The sequence below is a fragment of the Paracoccus albicereus genome (assembly GCF_024359525.1).
GTDB lineage: Bacteria > Pseudomonadota > Alphaproteobacteria > Rhodobacterales > Rhodobacteraceae > Paracoccus > Paracoccus albicereus.
Genome location: NZ_JAKZEU010000002.1, coordinates 869,613 through 883,249, shown reverse-complemented (window position 1 = coordinate 883,249; position 13,637 = coordinate 869,613). Strand labels below are relative to the sequence as shown.

Sequence of the window (13,637 nt, the reverse complement as noted above, 5' to 3'; positions counted from 1 at the left end):
TCTAGACGTGGATCGCACCGTCGCCGCAGGCCAGAGCTGCCTCGCGCACGGCCTCCGACGTTGTGGGGTGGGCGTGGCACGTCAAGGCCACATCCTCGGCCGAGGCACCGAATTCCATCGCAACGCAGATTTCGTGGATCATCTCGCCCGCATTCGGACCGACGATATGCGCGCCCAGGATGCGGTCGGTTTCGGCATCGGCGACGATCTTGACGAACCCGTCGCCCATGAACATCGCCTTCGCGCGCGCATTGCCCATGAACGGAAACTTGCCGACCTTGACCTTGCGGCCACTGTCTTTCGCCGCCTGCTCGGTCAGGCCGACATTGGCCACTTCCGGCGATGTGTAGACGACGCCGGGGATCACGTCGTAGTTCACGTGACCGGCCTTGCCAGCGATCACTTCGGCCACCGCCATGCCTTCATCCTCGGCCTTGTGGGCGAGCATCGGGCCAGGGACGCAATCACCGATCGCGTAAAGTCCCTTCACGTTCGTCGCCCAGTGCTTGTCGATCTTGACGAAGCCGCGGTCGGTCATCTCGACGCCCGCCTTGTCGAGCCCCAGGCCCTCGACGAACGGACGGCGACCAGTGGCGACCAGAACGCAATCGGCAGTGATTTCCTGCGCGTCGCCGCCTTTCTTGGGGCTGTAGCGCAACGTGGCGCTGCCGTCTTTTTCCACCGCGCTTTCGACCGCCGCGCCAAGGATGAACTCCAATCCCTGCTTTTGCAGAACCTTCTGGAATTGCTTTTGAACCTCGGCATCCATTCCGGGCAGGATCGTGTCGAGATATTCGATCACGGTGACCTTCGCGCCGAGCCGGGCGTAAACCGAGCCGAGTTCCAGCCCGATCACGCCGGCGCCGATCACGACCATCGTTTTCGGAATCTTCGGAAGCTCCAGCGCGCCGGTCGAATCCACGATCGTCCCGGCGGCATTGTCGACGTCGACGCCTTTCAGCGCCGCGGGGGCAGAACCGGTGGCGATCACGATGTTCTTCGCCTCGTGAACCTCATCGCCGACCTTGACCTTCCCTTCGCCTTCGATGCTCGCCCAGCCCTTCAGCCAGTCGATCTTGTTCTTCTTGAACAGGAATTCGATGCCCTTGGTGTTCGTCTCGACCGTCTCGGCCTTGTAGCCCTGCATCTTGGTCCAATCGACCGAGGGCGCGGCGCCGGTCAGGCCCATCCGGTCGAAATTGTGCTCTGCCTCATGCAGCATGTGGCTTGCGTGGAGCATCGCCTTGGACGGGATGCAGCCGACATTCAGGCATGTTCCGCCAAGGGTCGCGCGCCCTTCGACGCAGGCCACCTTCAGGCCCAACTGGGCGGCGCGGATCGCGCAGACATAGCCGCCGGGTCCGGCGCCGATCACGATAAGGTCGTACATGCGTTATCCTTCCGAGGTCGCGCGCCGGGCGGTCCCGCGCGCAAGAGATGTCAGACCAGCGAGGCGAGGATCATCAGCATCGTCGCGGCGAAACCCACGCCCCAGATGATCGTGCGCCCCGGCACCCAGCCGAGAACGTAGGCCGGGACATAGACGATCCGCGCAAGCAGGTAAATCCATGCGCAGAGCGCCGTGAAACCGCTGGATTGATTGGAGGAAACGATCAGCACGACACCGATGGTAAAGAAGATCAGCCCCTGGAAATGGTTGTCGACCGCGCGGCGCAGGCGGGCGGTGCGCTGGCTGAAATCGGGCTTCGAGTCGCGTGGACCGGCGAGCCATTCCTGACCCACATCCTTACTGGCCGAGACGCCGGCGATGATGATCTGGGCGGTCTGAAGGATCGCGGCGAGGGCGAGGACGGTGAGTTCGGCGGTCATGCGGTTTCCACGAAATGGAAGGCGGTGGCGGTGACGCCGGCCTGGCTGTTGAAGACGCCCGCGGCGCCGTCGAGGTAGTCACGCGCCCGCTTGGGGTTGGCAACGTCGTAGAGCGCCCAGGCGGAGGTTCCGCTTTCGCGCCAGAGCTGCAGAAGGCTCAGCGAGTTGTTCGACCGATCCTCGGCATCCGCGTCGAAGGCCGTCTTGAAGGTGGCGTAGTCCGCGATGGTGTAGTGGGCAAGAAGCTGCATGATATCAGTCCTTTGTCATGGCGTTCCGGCTGATTGTCGCATGGTATGATGCGACATTCGCCGGCTTGACGGAAGATGTGTCGATGGGATGGGTCCACCGTCTTCCCTATCAACCTGAGAGGGGCAGGGTCCGGTTCCATGCCGCCCCGTCCTGTCGGACCAAGCATGAGCCGTTTACCAACCCTAACGGCAACACCAGCGTGCGGTGGGGCGCAACAGCGCAACACCCCGAGTAGCGTTTCGACCAGCATTTGCTGGATCTGGCGCTGTGACATCCGTGCACCACGCGTACACAGGCTGTACACAACCTGTACACAGGCTGCGACCGCGCGGTTCGGGATCCGTTAAGGATTTCCGGCTGCGCCGGAATGCCTCCGGCGGGGATATTTCTGAGAAAGAACGAAGGGTTGGGGCGCTATAGGGTGGCGCGCAGTGTGTTGCGCGGCCCTAGCGGTGTAGGGGCGCCGGCTCGCCTCGGTCCCCACGCCCGGCTGGCAGACCCGCGACCCTCAGTGCGTCCCGGTGCAGGCCTGCCGGTCATGACTGCGCGCGATGACCAACCCAGATTTCTGAAGGTGGTCCACCGCGCGCGTCCTTGTCACAGATCCATCAGCAGCCGCCGCGGATCCTCCAGGGCTTCCTTCACGCGCACAAGGAACGTCACCGCGCCCTTTCCGTCGACGATGCGGTGATCGTAGCTGAGCGCCAGATACATCATCGGGCGGATCACGATCTCTCCTCCGACGACGACCGGGCGTTCCTGGATCTTGTGCATGCCCAGAATTCCCGATTGCGGGGGGTTGAGGATCGGCGAAGACATCAGCGAGCCGTAGACGCCACCGTTCGAGATGGTGAACGTGCCGCCCTGCATGTCGGCCATGGTCAGCTTGCCGTCGCGACCTTTCTTGCCCAGTTCGCCGATTTCTTTCTCGATCTCGGCGAAGCTCTTGCTGTCGGCATCCTTGACGACCGGCACGACCAGGCCTGCGGGGGTGCCGACCGCGACGCCCATGTTGACGTAGTTCTTGTAGACGACGTCGGTACCGTCGATCTCGGCATTCACTTCGGGCACTTCGTGCAGCGCGTGGCAGCAGGCCTTCACGAAGAAGGACATGAAGCCCAGCTTGACGCCGTGCTTCTTTTCGAACGCGTCCTTGAACTCGCTGCGCAGGTCCATGACCGCCGACATGTCGGCTTCGTTATAGGTGGTCAGGATCGCCGCGGCGTTCTGGGCATCCTTCAGGCGGCGGGCGATGGTCTGCCGCAGGCGGGTCATCTTGACCCGTTCCTCGCGGTCGGACTGATCGGCCGATGCCGGCGCGCGCGGGGCTGCGGGCTTGTCGCCCGATTTCGCCTTGGCTTCGGCGGGCTTCGAGGCGGTCTTCGCCACGTCTTCCTTCATCACGCGGCCGTCGCGGCCCGAAGCCTGGACCTGATCGCGGCTGAGATTCTTTTCCGCCATCGCCTTCCTGGCCGAGGGTGCATCCTCGACATCGGCCTTGGCCTTTTCCTGATCCGAGGCGCTGCGCTCGCTGACCGTCTCGGGTCCGGCGCCGGGACTTTCGACGTCATCGGCGTCGTCGCCATTGGTGTCGCCCGGCGCTTCCTGCGCGGCGCTTTTCCCGGCGGTGCCACCTTCGGAGATCACGGCGAGCTTGGCCTTCGCATCGACCGTGGTGCCTTCCTTGGCGATGATTTCGGACAGCACGCCTGCGGCCGGGGCCGGAACCTCGACGGACACCTTGTCGGTTTCCAGTTCGCACAGCATCTCGTCGGCCGCGACCTCGTCGCCGATCTGCTTGAACCAGGTGGCGACGGTGGCTTCCGTCACGGATTCGCCCAGCGAGGGGACCATCACGTCGACGGATTTGCCGCCGCCCTTGCCGCCCGCCTCGGCGGGCTTGGCATCGGCGCGCTTGGCCTCTTCCTTGGGCTTCTGCGGCGCATCCTCGGCGGATGCGGATTTGGAGGTCGCCTCCTTGCCATCCGCGATCTGGGCCAGCAGCGCGTCGGGCGAGACGGTCTCACCCTCGGCTGCGACGATTTCGGACAGCACGCCTGCGGCCGGTGCCGGAACCTCGACCGACACCTTGTCGGTTTCCAGTTCGCACAGCATCTCGTCCGCCTCGACGGCATCGCCGGGCTTCTTGAACCATGTGGCGACCGTGGCTTCGGTGACGCTTTCCCCCAGAGTGGGGACACGGACTTCGATCGTCATGGCTTATTCCTCCAGGCCCAGCGATTCCCTGACCAGCGCTTCCTGCTCGGCCTTGTGGCGAGAGGCAAGGCCGGTCGCGGGCGATGCGGCGGCGTTGCGCCCGACATAGGTCGGGCGTTTCTGGGTCGCATCGACACGGTCGAGCACCCATTCGAGATTGGGTTGCACGAAGGTCCAGGCGCCCTGGTTCTTCGGTTCTTCCTGACACCAGACGATTTCGGCGTCCTTGAAGCGGGTCAGTTCGGTCGTCATGGATCGCGCGGGGAACGGATAGAACTGTTCCAGCCGCAGGATGTAGACATCGTCGATCCCGGCCTCGTCACGCGCCTTGAGCAGGTCGTAATAGACCTTGCCCGAGCAGATCACCACGCGGCGGATCTTGTCGTCTTCCACCAGCTTGGTGTCCGAATTGCCCTTCTGCGCGTCGTCCCACAGCACCCGGTGGAAGGTCGAGCCGGTCTGGAAATCCTCGGCCCGGCTGATCGCCATCGGGTGACGCAGCAGCGATTTCGGCGTCATCATCACCAGCGGTTTGCGGAAGCGGCGGTGAATCTGGCGGCGCAGGATGTGGAAGTAGTTCGCGGGCGTCGTGCAGTTGGCAACGATCCAGTTGTCTTCGGCGCACATCTGCAACCAGCGTTCCAGTCGCGCGGACGAGTGTTCGGGACCCTGACCCTCGTATCCGTGCGGCAGAAGCATCACCAGGCCCGACATGCGCAGCCATTTCTTCTCACCCGAGGAAATGAACTGGTCGAACATGATCTGGGCACCGTTGGCGAAATCGCCGAACTGCGCTTCCCACAAGGTCAGTGCGTTCGGTTCGGCCAGCGAATAGCCGTATTCGAAGCCGAGGACGGCATATTCCGACAGCATCGAGTCGATGACTTCGTAATGCGCCTGGTCCTTGGCGATGTGGTTCAGCGGGAAATACCGCTCTTCGGACTTCTGGTCGATGAAGGCCGAGTGGCGGTGGCTGAACGTGCCGCGCGTGCTGTCCTGACCGGACAGGCGGACCGCGCAGCCCTCGGCCAGCAGGCTGCCGAAGGCCAGCGCCTCGCCCGTGGACCAGTCGAAGCCTTTGCCCGTCGCGAACATGTCGCGCTTGGCTTCCAGCAGGCGGCCGACGGTCTTGTGCATCGTCATGTCCTTGGGCGCGTTCGTCAGCGCGCGCCCGACCTGCTGCAGCATGTCTTCACTGATGCCGGTCTCGCCGGGGACATATTCCTCGCCCTCGCGGGCCATCCCGGACCATTTGCCGTCGAGCCAGTCGGCCTTGTTCGGCTTGTAGTTCTTGCCGACGTCGAATTCCTCGGAGAGATGGGCCTGGAAGGCGTCCTTCATCTCTTCGATCTCGCCCTCGGGGATCAGCCCGTCAGCGATCAGGCGTTCGGTGTAGAGCTGCAGCGTGGTCTTGTGCGACTTGATCTGCGTGTACATCGCCGGGTTGGTGAACATCGGCTCGTCGCCTTCGTTGTGACCGAAGCGACGGTAGCAGATGATGTCGATGACCACGTCCTTGTGGAATTTCTGGCGGAATTCGGTCGCGACCTTGGCGGCGTGGACCACGGCCTCGGGGTCGTCGCCGTTGACGTGGAAGATCGGCGCCTCGACCATCAGCGCGATGTCGGTCGGGTAGGGGGACGACCGGCTGAAGCTGGGCGCGGTGGTGAAGCCGATCTGGTTGTTCACCACGATGTGGATCGTCCCGCCGGTGCGGTAGCCGCGCAGGCCCGAGAGGCCGAAGCACTCCGCGACGACACCCTGGCCCGCGAAGGCCGCGTCGCCGTGCAAGAGGATCGGCAGCACCGCCGAGCGGTTGCCGTGATCGCCAAGCTGGTCGCCCTTGGCCCGGGCCTTGCCGAGGACGACCGGGTTCACGGCTTCCAGGTGGCTGGGGTTCGCGGTCAGCGACAGGTGGACGCTGTTATCGTCGAAGCTGCGGTCCGAGCTGGCGCCGAGGTGGTATTTCACGTCGCCCGAGCCGTCCACGTCTTCCGGCTTGAAGCTGCCGCCCTGGAATTCGTGGAAGATCGCGCGGTAAGGCTTGGACATCACGTTGGCCAGCACCGACAGGCGGCCGCGGTGGGGCATGCCGACGACGATTTCCTTCACGCCAAGCGCGCCGCCGCGCTTGATGATCTGTTCCATCGCCGGGATCAGCGCCTCGCCGCCGTCCAGACCGAAGCGCTTGGTGCCCATGTACTTGACGTGCAGGAACTTCTCGAAGCCCTCGGCCTCGACCAGCTTGTTCAGGATCGCGCGGCGGCCTTCGCGGGTGAAGGCGATTTCCTTGCCGTAGCCTTCGATCCGCTCCTTCAGCCAGGCGGCTTCTTCCGGGTTCGAGATGTGCATGTATTGCAGCGCGAAGGTGCCGCAATAGGTGCGTTTCATGATGTCCACGATCTCGCGAATCGTGGCGACTTCCAGGCCCAGGACGTTGTCGATGAAGATCGGGCGGTCCATGTCGCCCGCCTTGAAGCCGTAGGTTTCCGGGTTCAGCTCACCATGATCCGGCACCGTCCGCAGGCCCAGCGGGTCGAGATCGGCGTGCAGATGGCCGCGGATCCGGTAGGCGCGGATCAGCATCAGCGCGCGGATGCTGTCCAGCACCGCCTGGCGCATCTGCTCGGGCGACAGTTCCTTGCCTTTCTCGGTGGCCTTGCCCACGATCTTCTCGATCGCGACCGTCGCATCGGCCTTGTCGGCCATCGGCCATTCGCCGGTCAGGGCGCAGGTCAGATCGTCGCCCGGGGTGGGCGGCCAGTCGCGGCGCTTCCAGCTGGGGCCGTCGGCCTCGGCCGTGGCGTCGTCCGCATCGTCGCCGAGCGCCGCAAAGTAACGGTCCCATGCCGCGTCCACGGCGGCGGGATCACGCGCCCACTGCCCGTGAAGATGTTCCACATAGGTCGCATTCTGACCCTGCAGGAACGAGGTGTCGTGGAAATCGGCGTTGCTGGACTGGTCGTTCATGGGCTTAAGCCTCGGAGGTTCTGGTCGGTGCCATGCGGTTGCGAACGCCCGCAATGGCGAACGCTTGGTCTGTAGATGGGTGGGTGGGGGTCAGGCTTCCACCGACGCGGACATTCCCGTCCGCACGGCCACGGCGCACGTGGCACTGTGCGCGCGTCGAGATCGAAAAGGGTGATGACGCGGTCATCGCGCGTGCCTGCGAATTGTTCGTCGAGCGGTTCGTATCGTCGTTGTGACACAACAAGACGTATGGATGAACGCGTTTTTTCCGAAAGATAGCGAAAATGCCCGCGGCACCCGGCGTTGTGATCACAGCGCGCGCGGGCGTGATCACGGCCTTTCGCGCGGACCGGGTTGCCCAATGAAAAAGGCCGCCCATTGGGGCGGCCTCAACGTCACGATGCTTGCGCAGCGCTCAGGACAGCGACGAATCGATGCCCTTGCAGGCCTCTACCAGGCCCTTCACGGCGTCGACCGACTTGTCGAACATCGCCTGTTCGTCCTTGGACAGCGAGATCTCGATCACCTTCTCGATCCCGTTCGCGCCGATCACGGTTGGCACGCCGACATAGAGCCCCTTGAGACCGTAGGCGCCGTCCACATAAGCCGCGCAAGGCAGAACACGCTTCTGATCCTTGAGATAGGCTTCCGCCATCTCGATCGCGCTGGATGCCGGAGCATAGAATGCGCTGCCGGTCTTCAGCAGGGCCACGATCTCGGCGCCGCCGTCGCGGGTGCGCTGGACGATCTCGTCGATCTTGTCCTGGCTGGTCCAGCCCATCTTGACCAGATCCGGCAGCGGGATGCCGCCCACGGTGGAATAGCGGGCCAGCGGGACCATCGTGTCGCCGTGGCCGCCCAGCACGAAGGCCGAAACGTCGCGCATCGAGACGCCGAATTCGAGGCTGAGGAAGTGGCGGAAGCGGCCGCTGTCCAGGATGCCGGCCATCCCGACGACCTTGTTCTTGGGCAGGCCCGAGAACGAACGCAGCGCCCAGACCATCGCGTCGAGCGGGTTGGTGATGCAGATAACGAAGGCGTCCGGCGCATGGGCCTTGATGCCCTCGCCCACGGACTTCATCACCTTGAGGTTGATGCCCAGCAGGTCATCGCGGCTCATCCCCGGCTTGCGCGGCACACCGGCGGTCACGATGCAGACGTCGGCGCCGGCGATGTCGGCGTAATCGTTGGTGCCCTTCAGCGTGGCGTCGAAGCCCTCGACCGGGCCGGATTCCGCGATGTCGAGCGACTTGCCCTGCGGGATGCCTTCGGCGATGTCGAAGAGAACGACGTCGCCCAGTTCCTTCAGTGCGACGAGGTGGGCGAGGGTGCCGCCGATCTGACCGGCACCGATCAATGCGATTTTGGGACGGGCCATCAAAGCCTCCGGTTAAGCATGGAAATTCGGTTCTCGCGCGTTGCCTAGACCCTCGCCTGCGGTTCCGCAAGACCCGGGCTTGCGGCGGCGACGGTGCAAGCCCAAGGTGCGCGCGCGAGGGGCAGGCGGGCAGGAGCGGGCGATGGAAATGGAAGCGACGGGCTGGATCGCGGCCGTGATCGCCGCCTGTGCGGTCGGCCTGTCCAAGGGCGGTCTGGCGATGGTCGCGACGCTGGCCGTGCCGGTGCTATCGCTGACCATGTCGCCGGTCCAGGCGGCGGGTCTGCTGCTACCGGTCTATATCGTGTCGGACATGGGCGGGCTTCTGGCGTTCCGGCGGGTCTTCGATCGCTCGGTGCTGGCGCGTGCCTTGCCGGGTGCGGCGGCAGGCGTGGCGCTTGGCTGGGCGACCGCGCATGTCGTGCCGGAATGGGGCGTGACATTGCTGGTGGGCGTGATCGGGCTGGTCTTCGCGGTCAACGCCCTGATCCGCCCCGATCTGGCGAGCGAGCCGCGCCCCGCCGATTACGCACGCGGCAGCCTGTGGGGTGGACTTGCGGGCTACACCAGTTTCGTCAGCCATTCGGGCGCGCCGCCCTGGCAGGTCTATGCCCAGCCCCTGCGGCTGAGCCCGCTGGGTTTCGCGGGCACGACGACCTGGTTTTTTGCCATCGTCAACCTGCTGAAGCTGCCGCCCTACATCGCGCTCGGCCAGATCAGTCTGGCCAGCATGCGGGTCGCGATGCTGCTGATGCCGGCTGCGCTGATTTCCGTCTGGGTCGGGCTTCGCATCGTCCGCATCCTGCCGCAGAAGCTGTTCTACACGCTGATCACGTGGGGATTGCTGGCGATCTCGCTGCGCCTGATCTGGCAGGCGCTGGCCGGCTGATGCCGCGCTGCGGCAGAAAGAGCTTGTCATCACGGTGGCTCGCGGGTCTATTTCGCGCAACATAATTGCGCGAAAGGTTGATCATGATCCGTCCGTTCCGATCCGTCCTGTACATCCCGGCCGCCAATGCGCGGGCGATTGAAAAGGCCCGCACTCTGGCCGCCGACGCGATCATCTTCGATCTGGAAGACGCGGTCGCCCCCGATGCGAAGGCCGACGCGCGCGCGGCGCTGCCCCAAGCGCTGGCGCAGGATTATGGTCGGCGGGCCAAGATCGTGCGGATCAATGGGATGGACAGCGTATGGGGCGAGGATGATGCCCGCGCCTTCGCATCCGGCATGGCCGCGCATGCCGATGCGCTGCTGATCCCCAAGGTCTCGACCGGTGCAGACCTAGACCGGGTCGCGGCGCTGGTCCCCGACGCGCCCCTGTGGGCGATGCTGGAGACGCCGCTTGCGATGCTGAACGCGGCCGAGATCGCGGCCCATCCGCGTCTTGAAGGCATGGTGATGGGCACCAACGATCTGGCCAAGGAGATCGGCAGCCGCCTTCGGCCCGACCGGCTGGCGATGCTGACCGGGATCGGGCTCTGCATTCTGGCCGCGCGGGCGCATGGGCGGCTGATCCTCGACGGGGTCTACAACGCGTTCAAGGATGACGAGGGTCTGCGCGCGGAAAGCGAGCAGAGCCGCGATCTGGGCTTCGACGGCAAGACGCTGATCCACCCCGCCCAGCTTGCCACCGCGAACGAGGTCTTTGCGCCGACCGCGGACGAGATCGACCTGTCGCGCCGCCAGATCGAGGCGTTCGAGATCGCGCAGGCCGAGGGGCGCGGCGTCGCGGTGGTGGACGGGCGGCTGGTCGAGAACCTGCATGTCGACACTGCACGGGCAACGCTGGCCAAGGCCGAGGCGATCGCGGCGATGGCTGCGGAGTGACATTGCGGGCGGGCACGCCAAATGAGAGAGTGCAGGCGTAACATCCAGCGAAGGAAAGCCAGATGCTGATCCTGATCCTTGGCGTGGCGCTGTGGTGGGCGCCGCATCTGTGGAAGCGTATCGCGCCGGACCACCGGGCGCAGTTCGGCGACAAGGGCAAGGGCATCGTGACCGGCCTGCTCGTCGTTTCGGTGCTGTTGATGATCTGGGGCTACCGGGTCGCCGACGGTCCGGTCTGGTGGGGGCCGAACAGCGCGCTGAAAGGCATCAACAACCTGCTGGTGCTGATCGCGTTCTACCTGTTCGCCGCTGCCGGCATGAAGACCGCGGTGACGCGTCATACCCGCCATCCGCAGCTGATCGGCTTCTCGCTCTGGGCGTTCGCGCATCTGCTGGTGAACGGCGATCTGCCGTCCTTCATCCTGTTCGGCGGCCTGCTGATCTGGGCGTTCGCCGAAATGGCGCTGATCAACGCCCAGGCGCCCGCCTGGACCCCGCCGCCGCCCGCGCCCGTGCGCAAGGAGGTGATGGCCGCGGTCGGTGCGCTGATCGTCTTCGGTCTGGTCGCGCTGATCCACACCTGGCTTGGCTACAATCCGTTCGGTGGCTGAGATGACGACGCTGTATCGCACGATCACCGAGGACGACACGTCGCAGTTCTGCCATCGGGTGACCGAGGCGCTGTCGCGGGGCTGGTCGCTATACGGCCAGCCGGTGATGGCCTTCGACGCCGCGCGCGGCGTGATGCGCATGGGGCAGGCCGTGACCAAGGAGATCCACGGCGAGTATCATCCCGAGATGAAGCTTGGGGCGCAATGAGCAAGACCAACGCGGGGCGCTTCTTCGAGGATTACAGCGTCGGGCAGGTCATCCGCCACGCCGTCCCGCGTACCGTGGCCGAGGGCGAGCGTGCGCTTTACCACGCGCTGTATCCCGCCCGGCACGCGCTTTATTCCAGCGATGCCTTCGCCATCGCATGCGGGCTGGACAGCAGCCCGCTGGATGACCTGATCGCCTTTCACACGGTGTTCGGCAAGACGGTGCCCGACATCAGCCTGAACGCGCTGGCGAATCTCGGCTATGCCGAAGGCCGCTGGCTGGCACCTGTCTGGCCGGGCGACACGCTGCGCGCCGTTTCCGAGGTGATCGGGCTGAAGCAGAATTCCAACGGAAAATCGGGCGTGGTCTGGGTGCGGACGAGCGGGCTGAACCAGGTGGACGAGCCGGTGCTGGACTATGTCCGGTGGGTGATGGTCCGAAAGCGCGATGCCGATGCACCGGCGCCAGAGACGGTGAAACCCGATCTGGCCGAGGCGGTCCCGGCCGATGCGCTGGTCGTGCCCGAGGGGTTGGATTTCGGAGCCTACGATTTCGGTCTGGCGGGCGAGCCGCATCGCTGGGGCGATTACCAGATCGGTGAAAAGATCGACCATGTCGATGGCGTGACCATAGAGGAGGCCGAGCACATGCTGGCCACCCGGTTGTGGCAGAACACCGCCAAGGTGCATTTCGACGCCACCAACCGTGACGACGGCAAGCGGCTGATCTATGGCGGTCACATCATCAGCATGGCGCGCGCGCTGTCGTTCAACGGGCTGGCCAACGCGCAGATGATCGTGGCGCTGAACGGCGGAACCCATGCCAATCCCTGCTTCGCGGGCGACACGGTGCGCGCCTGGTCCGAGGTGCTGGACAAGGCCGAAACCGGCGCGCCGGGCGTCGGCGCCATCCGTCTTAGGCTTGTCGCGACCAAGGGCGACAGTGGCGCCTTCCCGCTGAAGGGGCAGGACGGGAGGTATGTGCCCGAGGTGCTGCTAGATCTCGATTACTGGGCGCTAATGCCTCTCTGACACGTCCAACCCGTCCGCTTATCTACGACATCCCCGGTTGACCGGGCGGACCTGCGCGCGCAGGCTTCGCTTGACCGTGCCCGGCGCGATCGGGCATAGGTCGGTTATCCGAACGATCGTTCGATAACTCGGGGAGGGGGCACCGATGTTCACGCAAGGCATGGCATTCGACCTCGGCGAGGACGTGAACGCGCTGCGCGACATGGTCCATCGCTGGGCGCAGGACCGTGTGGCGCCGCTGGCGGCGGAAACCGACCGGAGCAACGATTTTCCCAACGATCTTTGGTCTGAAATGGGCGAATTGGGTCTTCTGGGCATTACCGTGGCCGAGGAATGGGGCGGATCGGGCATGGGCTATCTGGCCCACACGATCGCGGTCGAGGAGATCGCACGGGCAAGCGCCTCGATCAGCCTGTCATACGGCGCGCATTCGAACCTGTGCGTGAACCAGATCAAGCTGAACGGCACCGACGAACAGCGGGCGAAATATCTGCCCGACCTCTGCAGCGGCAAGGCGGTTGGCGCGCTGGCGATGTCGGAAGAAGGCGCGGGCAGCGATGTCGTCGGGATGAAACTACGTGCCGAAAAGCGCAACGATCGTTATGTGCTGAACGGCAACAAATACTGGATCACCAACGCGCCCGACGCCTCGACCCTGGTGGTCTATGCCAAGACCGATCCGGACGCAGGATCTAAAGGCATCACTGCCTTCATCGTGGAACGGGGGATGATGGGCTTTTCGACCTCGCCGCATTTCGACAAGCTGGGGATGCGCGGTTCGAACACCGGAGAGCTGATCTTCGAGAATTGCGAGATCCCCTTCGAGAACGTCCTGGGCGAGGAGGGCCGCGGCGTGCGCGTGCTGATGTCGGGCCTGGATTACGAACGCGTGGTCCTGTCCGGGATCGGCACCGGGATCATGGCCGCGTGTCTCGACGAGGTGATGCCCTATATCCGCGAGCGCAAGCAGTTCGGCCAGCCGATCGGAAGCTTCCAGCTGATGCAGGCCAAGATCGCCGATATGTATGTCGCGCTGAACACGGCGCGCGCCTATCTGTATCAGGTCGCGCGCGCCTGCGACGAGGGCCGGGTGACGCGGCAGGATGCGGCGGGTGCGGTGCTGTATTGCAGCGAGCAGGCGATGGTGCAGGCGCATCAGGCGGTGCAGGCGCTTGGTGGCGCGGGCTTCCTGAACGACAGTGTCGTCTCGCGCCTTTTCCGTGACGCCAAGCTGATGGAAATCGGGGCCGGCACGTCGGAGATCCGGCGGATGCTGATCGGTCGCGAATTAATGGCCCTGACCTGATGGAGGA

The 13,637-nt window shown here is 64.8% G+C and carries 12 protein-coding genes; 6 read left to right on the top strand and 6 right to left on the bottom strand.

The window, feature by feature from the left end:
• Position 1: 1 nt before the first annotated feature.
• From lpdA to mdh, 6 genes are all read right to left on the bottom strand, one after another.
• Positions 2-1,390 (bottom strand): dihydrolipoyl dehydrogenase, encoded by a 1,389-nt coding sequence (lpdA, locus tag MLD63_RS07745; protein ID WP_255329286.1) that lies wholly within the window; start codon positions 1,388-1,390, stop codon positions 2-4.
• A gap of 50 nt (positions 1,391-1,440) precedes the next feature.
• Positions 1,441-1,830, bottom strand: a complete 390-nt coding sequence (locus MLD63_RS07740) for an MAPEG family protein (protein WP_255329285.1) — start codon at positions 1,828-1,830, stop codon at positions 1,441-1,443.
• Entirely contained in the window at positions 1,827-2,081 is a 255-nt protein-coding gene (locus MLD63_RS07735) for a hypothetical protein (protein ID WP_255329284.1), read from the bottom strand. The genes MLD63_RS07740 and MLD63_RS07735 overlap by 4 nt, the downstream gene beginning before the upstream one ends.
• A 598-nt stretch (positions 2,082-2,679) precedes the next feature.
• Positions 2,680-4,299, bottom strand: coding sequence for a 2-oxoglutarate dehydrogenase complex dihydrolipoyllysine-residue succinyltransferase (odhB, locus tag MLD63_RS07730; protein ID WP_255329283.1), 1,620 nt, complete (start codon positions 4,297-4,299; stop codon positions 2,680-2,682).
• A gap of 3 nt (positions 4,300-4,302) precedes the next feature.
• Positions 4,303-7,269 carry a 2-oxoglutarate dehydrogenase E1 component gene (locus MLD63_RS07725; RefSeq protein ID WP_255329282.1) on the bottom strand — a complete coding sequence of 989 codons (2,967 nt, stop codon included), beginning with the start codon at positions 7,267-7,269 and terminating at the stop codon, positions 4,303-4,305.
• A gap of 415 nt (positions 7,270-7,684) precedes the next feature.
• Positions 7,685-8,647: a malate dehydrogenase gene (gene mdh, locus MLD63_RS07720; protein WP_255329281.1), complete on the bottom strand. Its 963-nt coding sequence runs from the start codon at positions 8,645-8,647 to the stop codon at positions 7,685-7,687.
• A 148-nt stretch (positions 8,648-8,795) separates the two neighbouring features.
• On the opposite strand from mdh, the gene MLD63_RS07715 reads away from it, so the two are divergent.
• The 6 genes from MLD63_RS07715 to MLD63_RS07690 all read left to right on the top strand — a co-directional run bounded on the left by MLD63_RS07715 (position 8,796) and on the right by MLD63_RS07690 (position 13,630).
• Positions 8,796-9,536: a sulfite exporter TauE/SafE family protein gene (locus MLD63_RS07715; protein WP_255329536.1), complete on the top strand. Its 741-nt coding sequence runs from the start codon at positions 8,796-8,798 to the stop codon at positions 9,534-9,536.
• An 83-nt stretch (positions 9,537-9,619) separates the two neighbouring features.
• Positions 9,620-10,474, top strand: a complete 855-nt coding sequence (locus MLD63_RS07710; RefSeq protein ID WP_255329280.1) for an HpcH/HpaI aldolase/citrate lyase family protein — start codon at positions 9,620-9,622, stop codon at positions 10,472-10,474.
• 62 nt (positions 10,475-10,536) lie between these two features.
• Positions 10,537-11,085 carry an NnrU family protein gene (locus MLD63_RS07705; protein ID WP_255329279.1) on the top strand — a complete coding sequence of 183 codons (549 nt, stop codon included), beginning with the start codon at positions 10,537-10,539 and terminating at the stop codon, positions 11,083-11,085.
• 1 nt (position 11,086) lies between these two features.
• On the top strand, positions 11,087-11,293 hold the full coding sequence (locus MLD63_RS07700) for a DUF1737 domain-containing protein (RefSeq protein ID WP_255329535.1): 207 nt from the start codon (positions 11,087-11,089) through the stop codon (positions 11,291-11,293).
• Complete coding sequence (locus MLD63_RS07695; protein WP_255329278.1) at positions 11,290-12,324, top strand: MaoC family dehydratase; 1,035 nt, start codon at positions 11,290-11,292, stop codon at positions 12,322-12,324. The genes MLD63_RS07700 and MLD63_RS07695 overlap by 4 nt, the downstream gene beginning before the upstream one ends.
• 145 nt (positions 12,325-12,469) lie before the next feature.
• The gene (locus MLD63_RS07690) at positions 12,470-13,630 is read left to right on the top strand and encodes an isovaleryl-CoA dehydrogenase (protein ID WP_255329277.1); all 1,161 of its coding nucleotides are present in this window, start codon (positions 12,470-12,472) and stop codon (positions 13,628-13,630) included.
• The last annotated feature ends 7 nt before the right edge of the window (positions 13,631-13,637 follow it).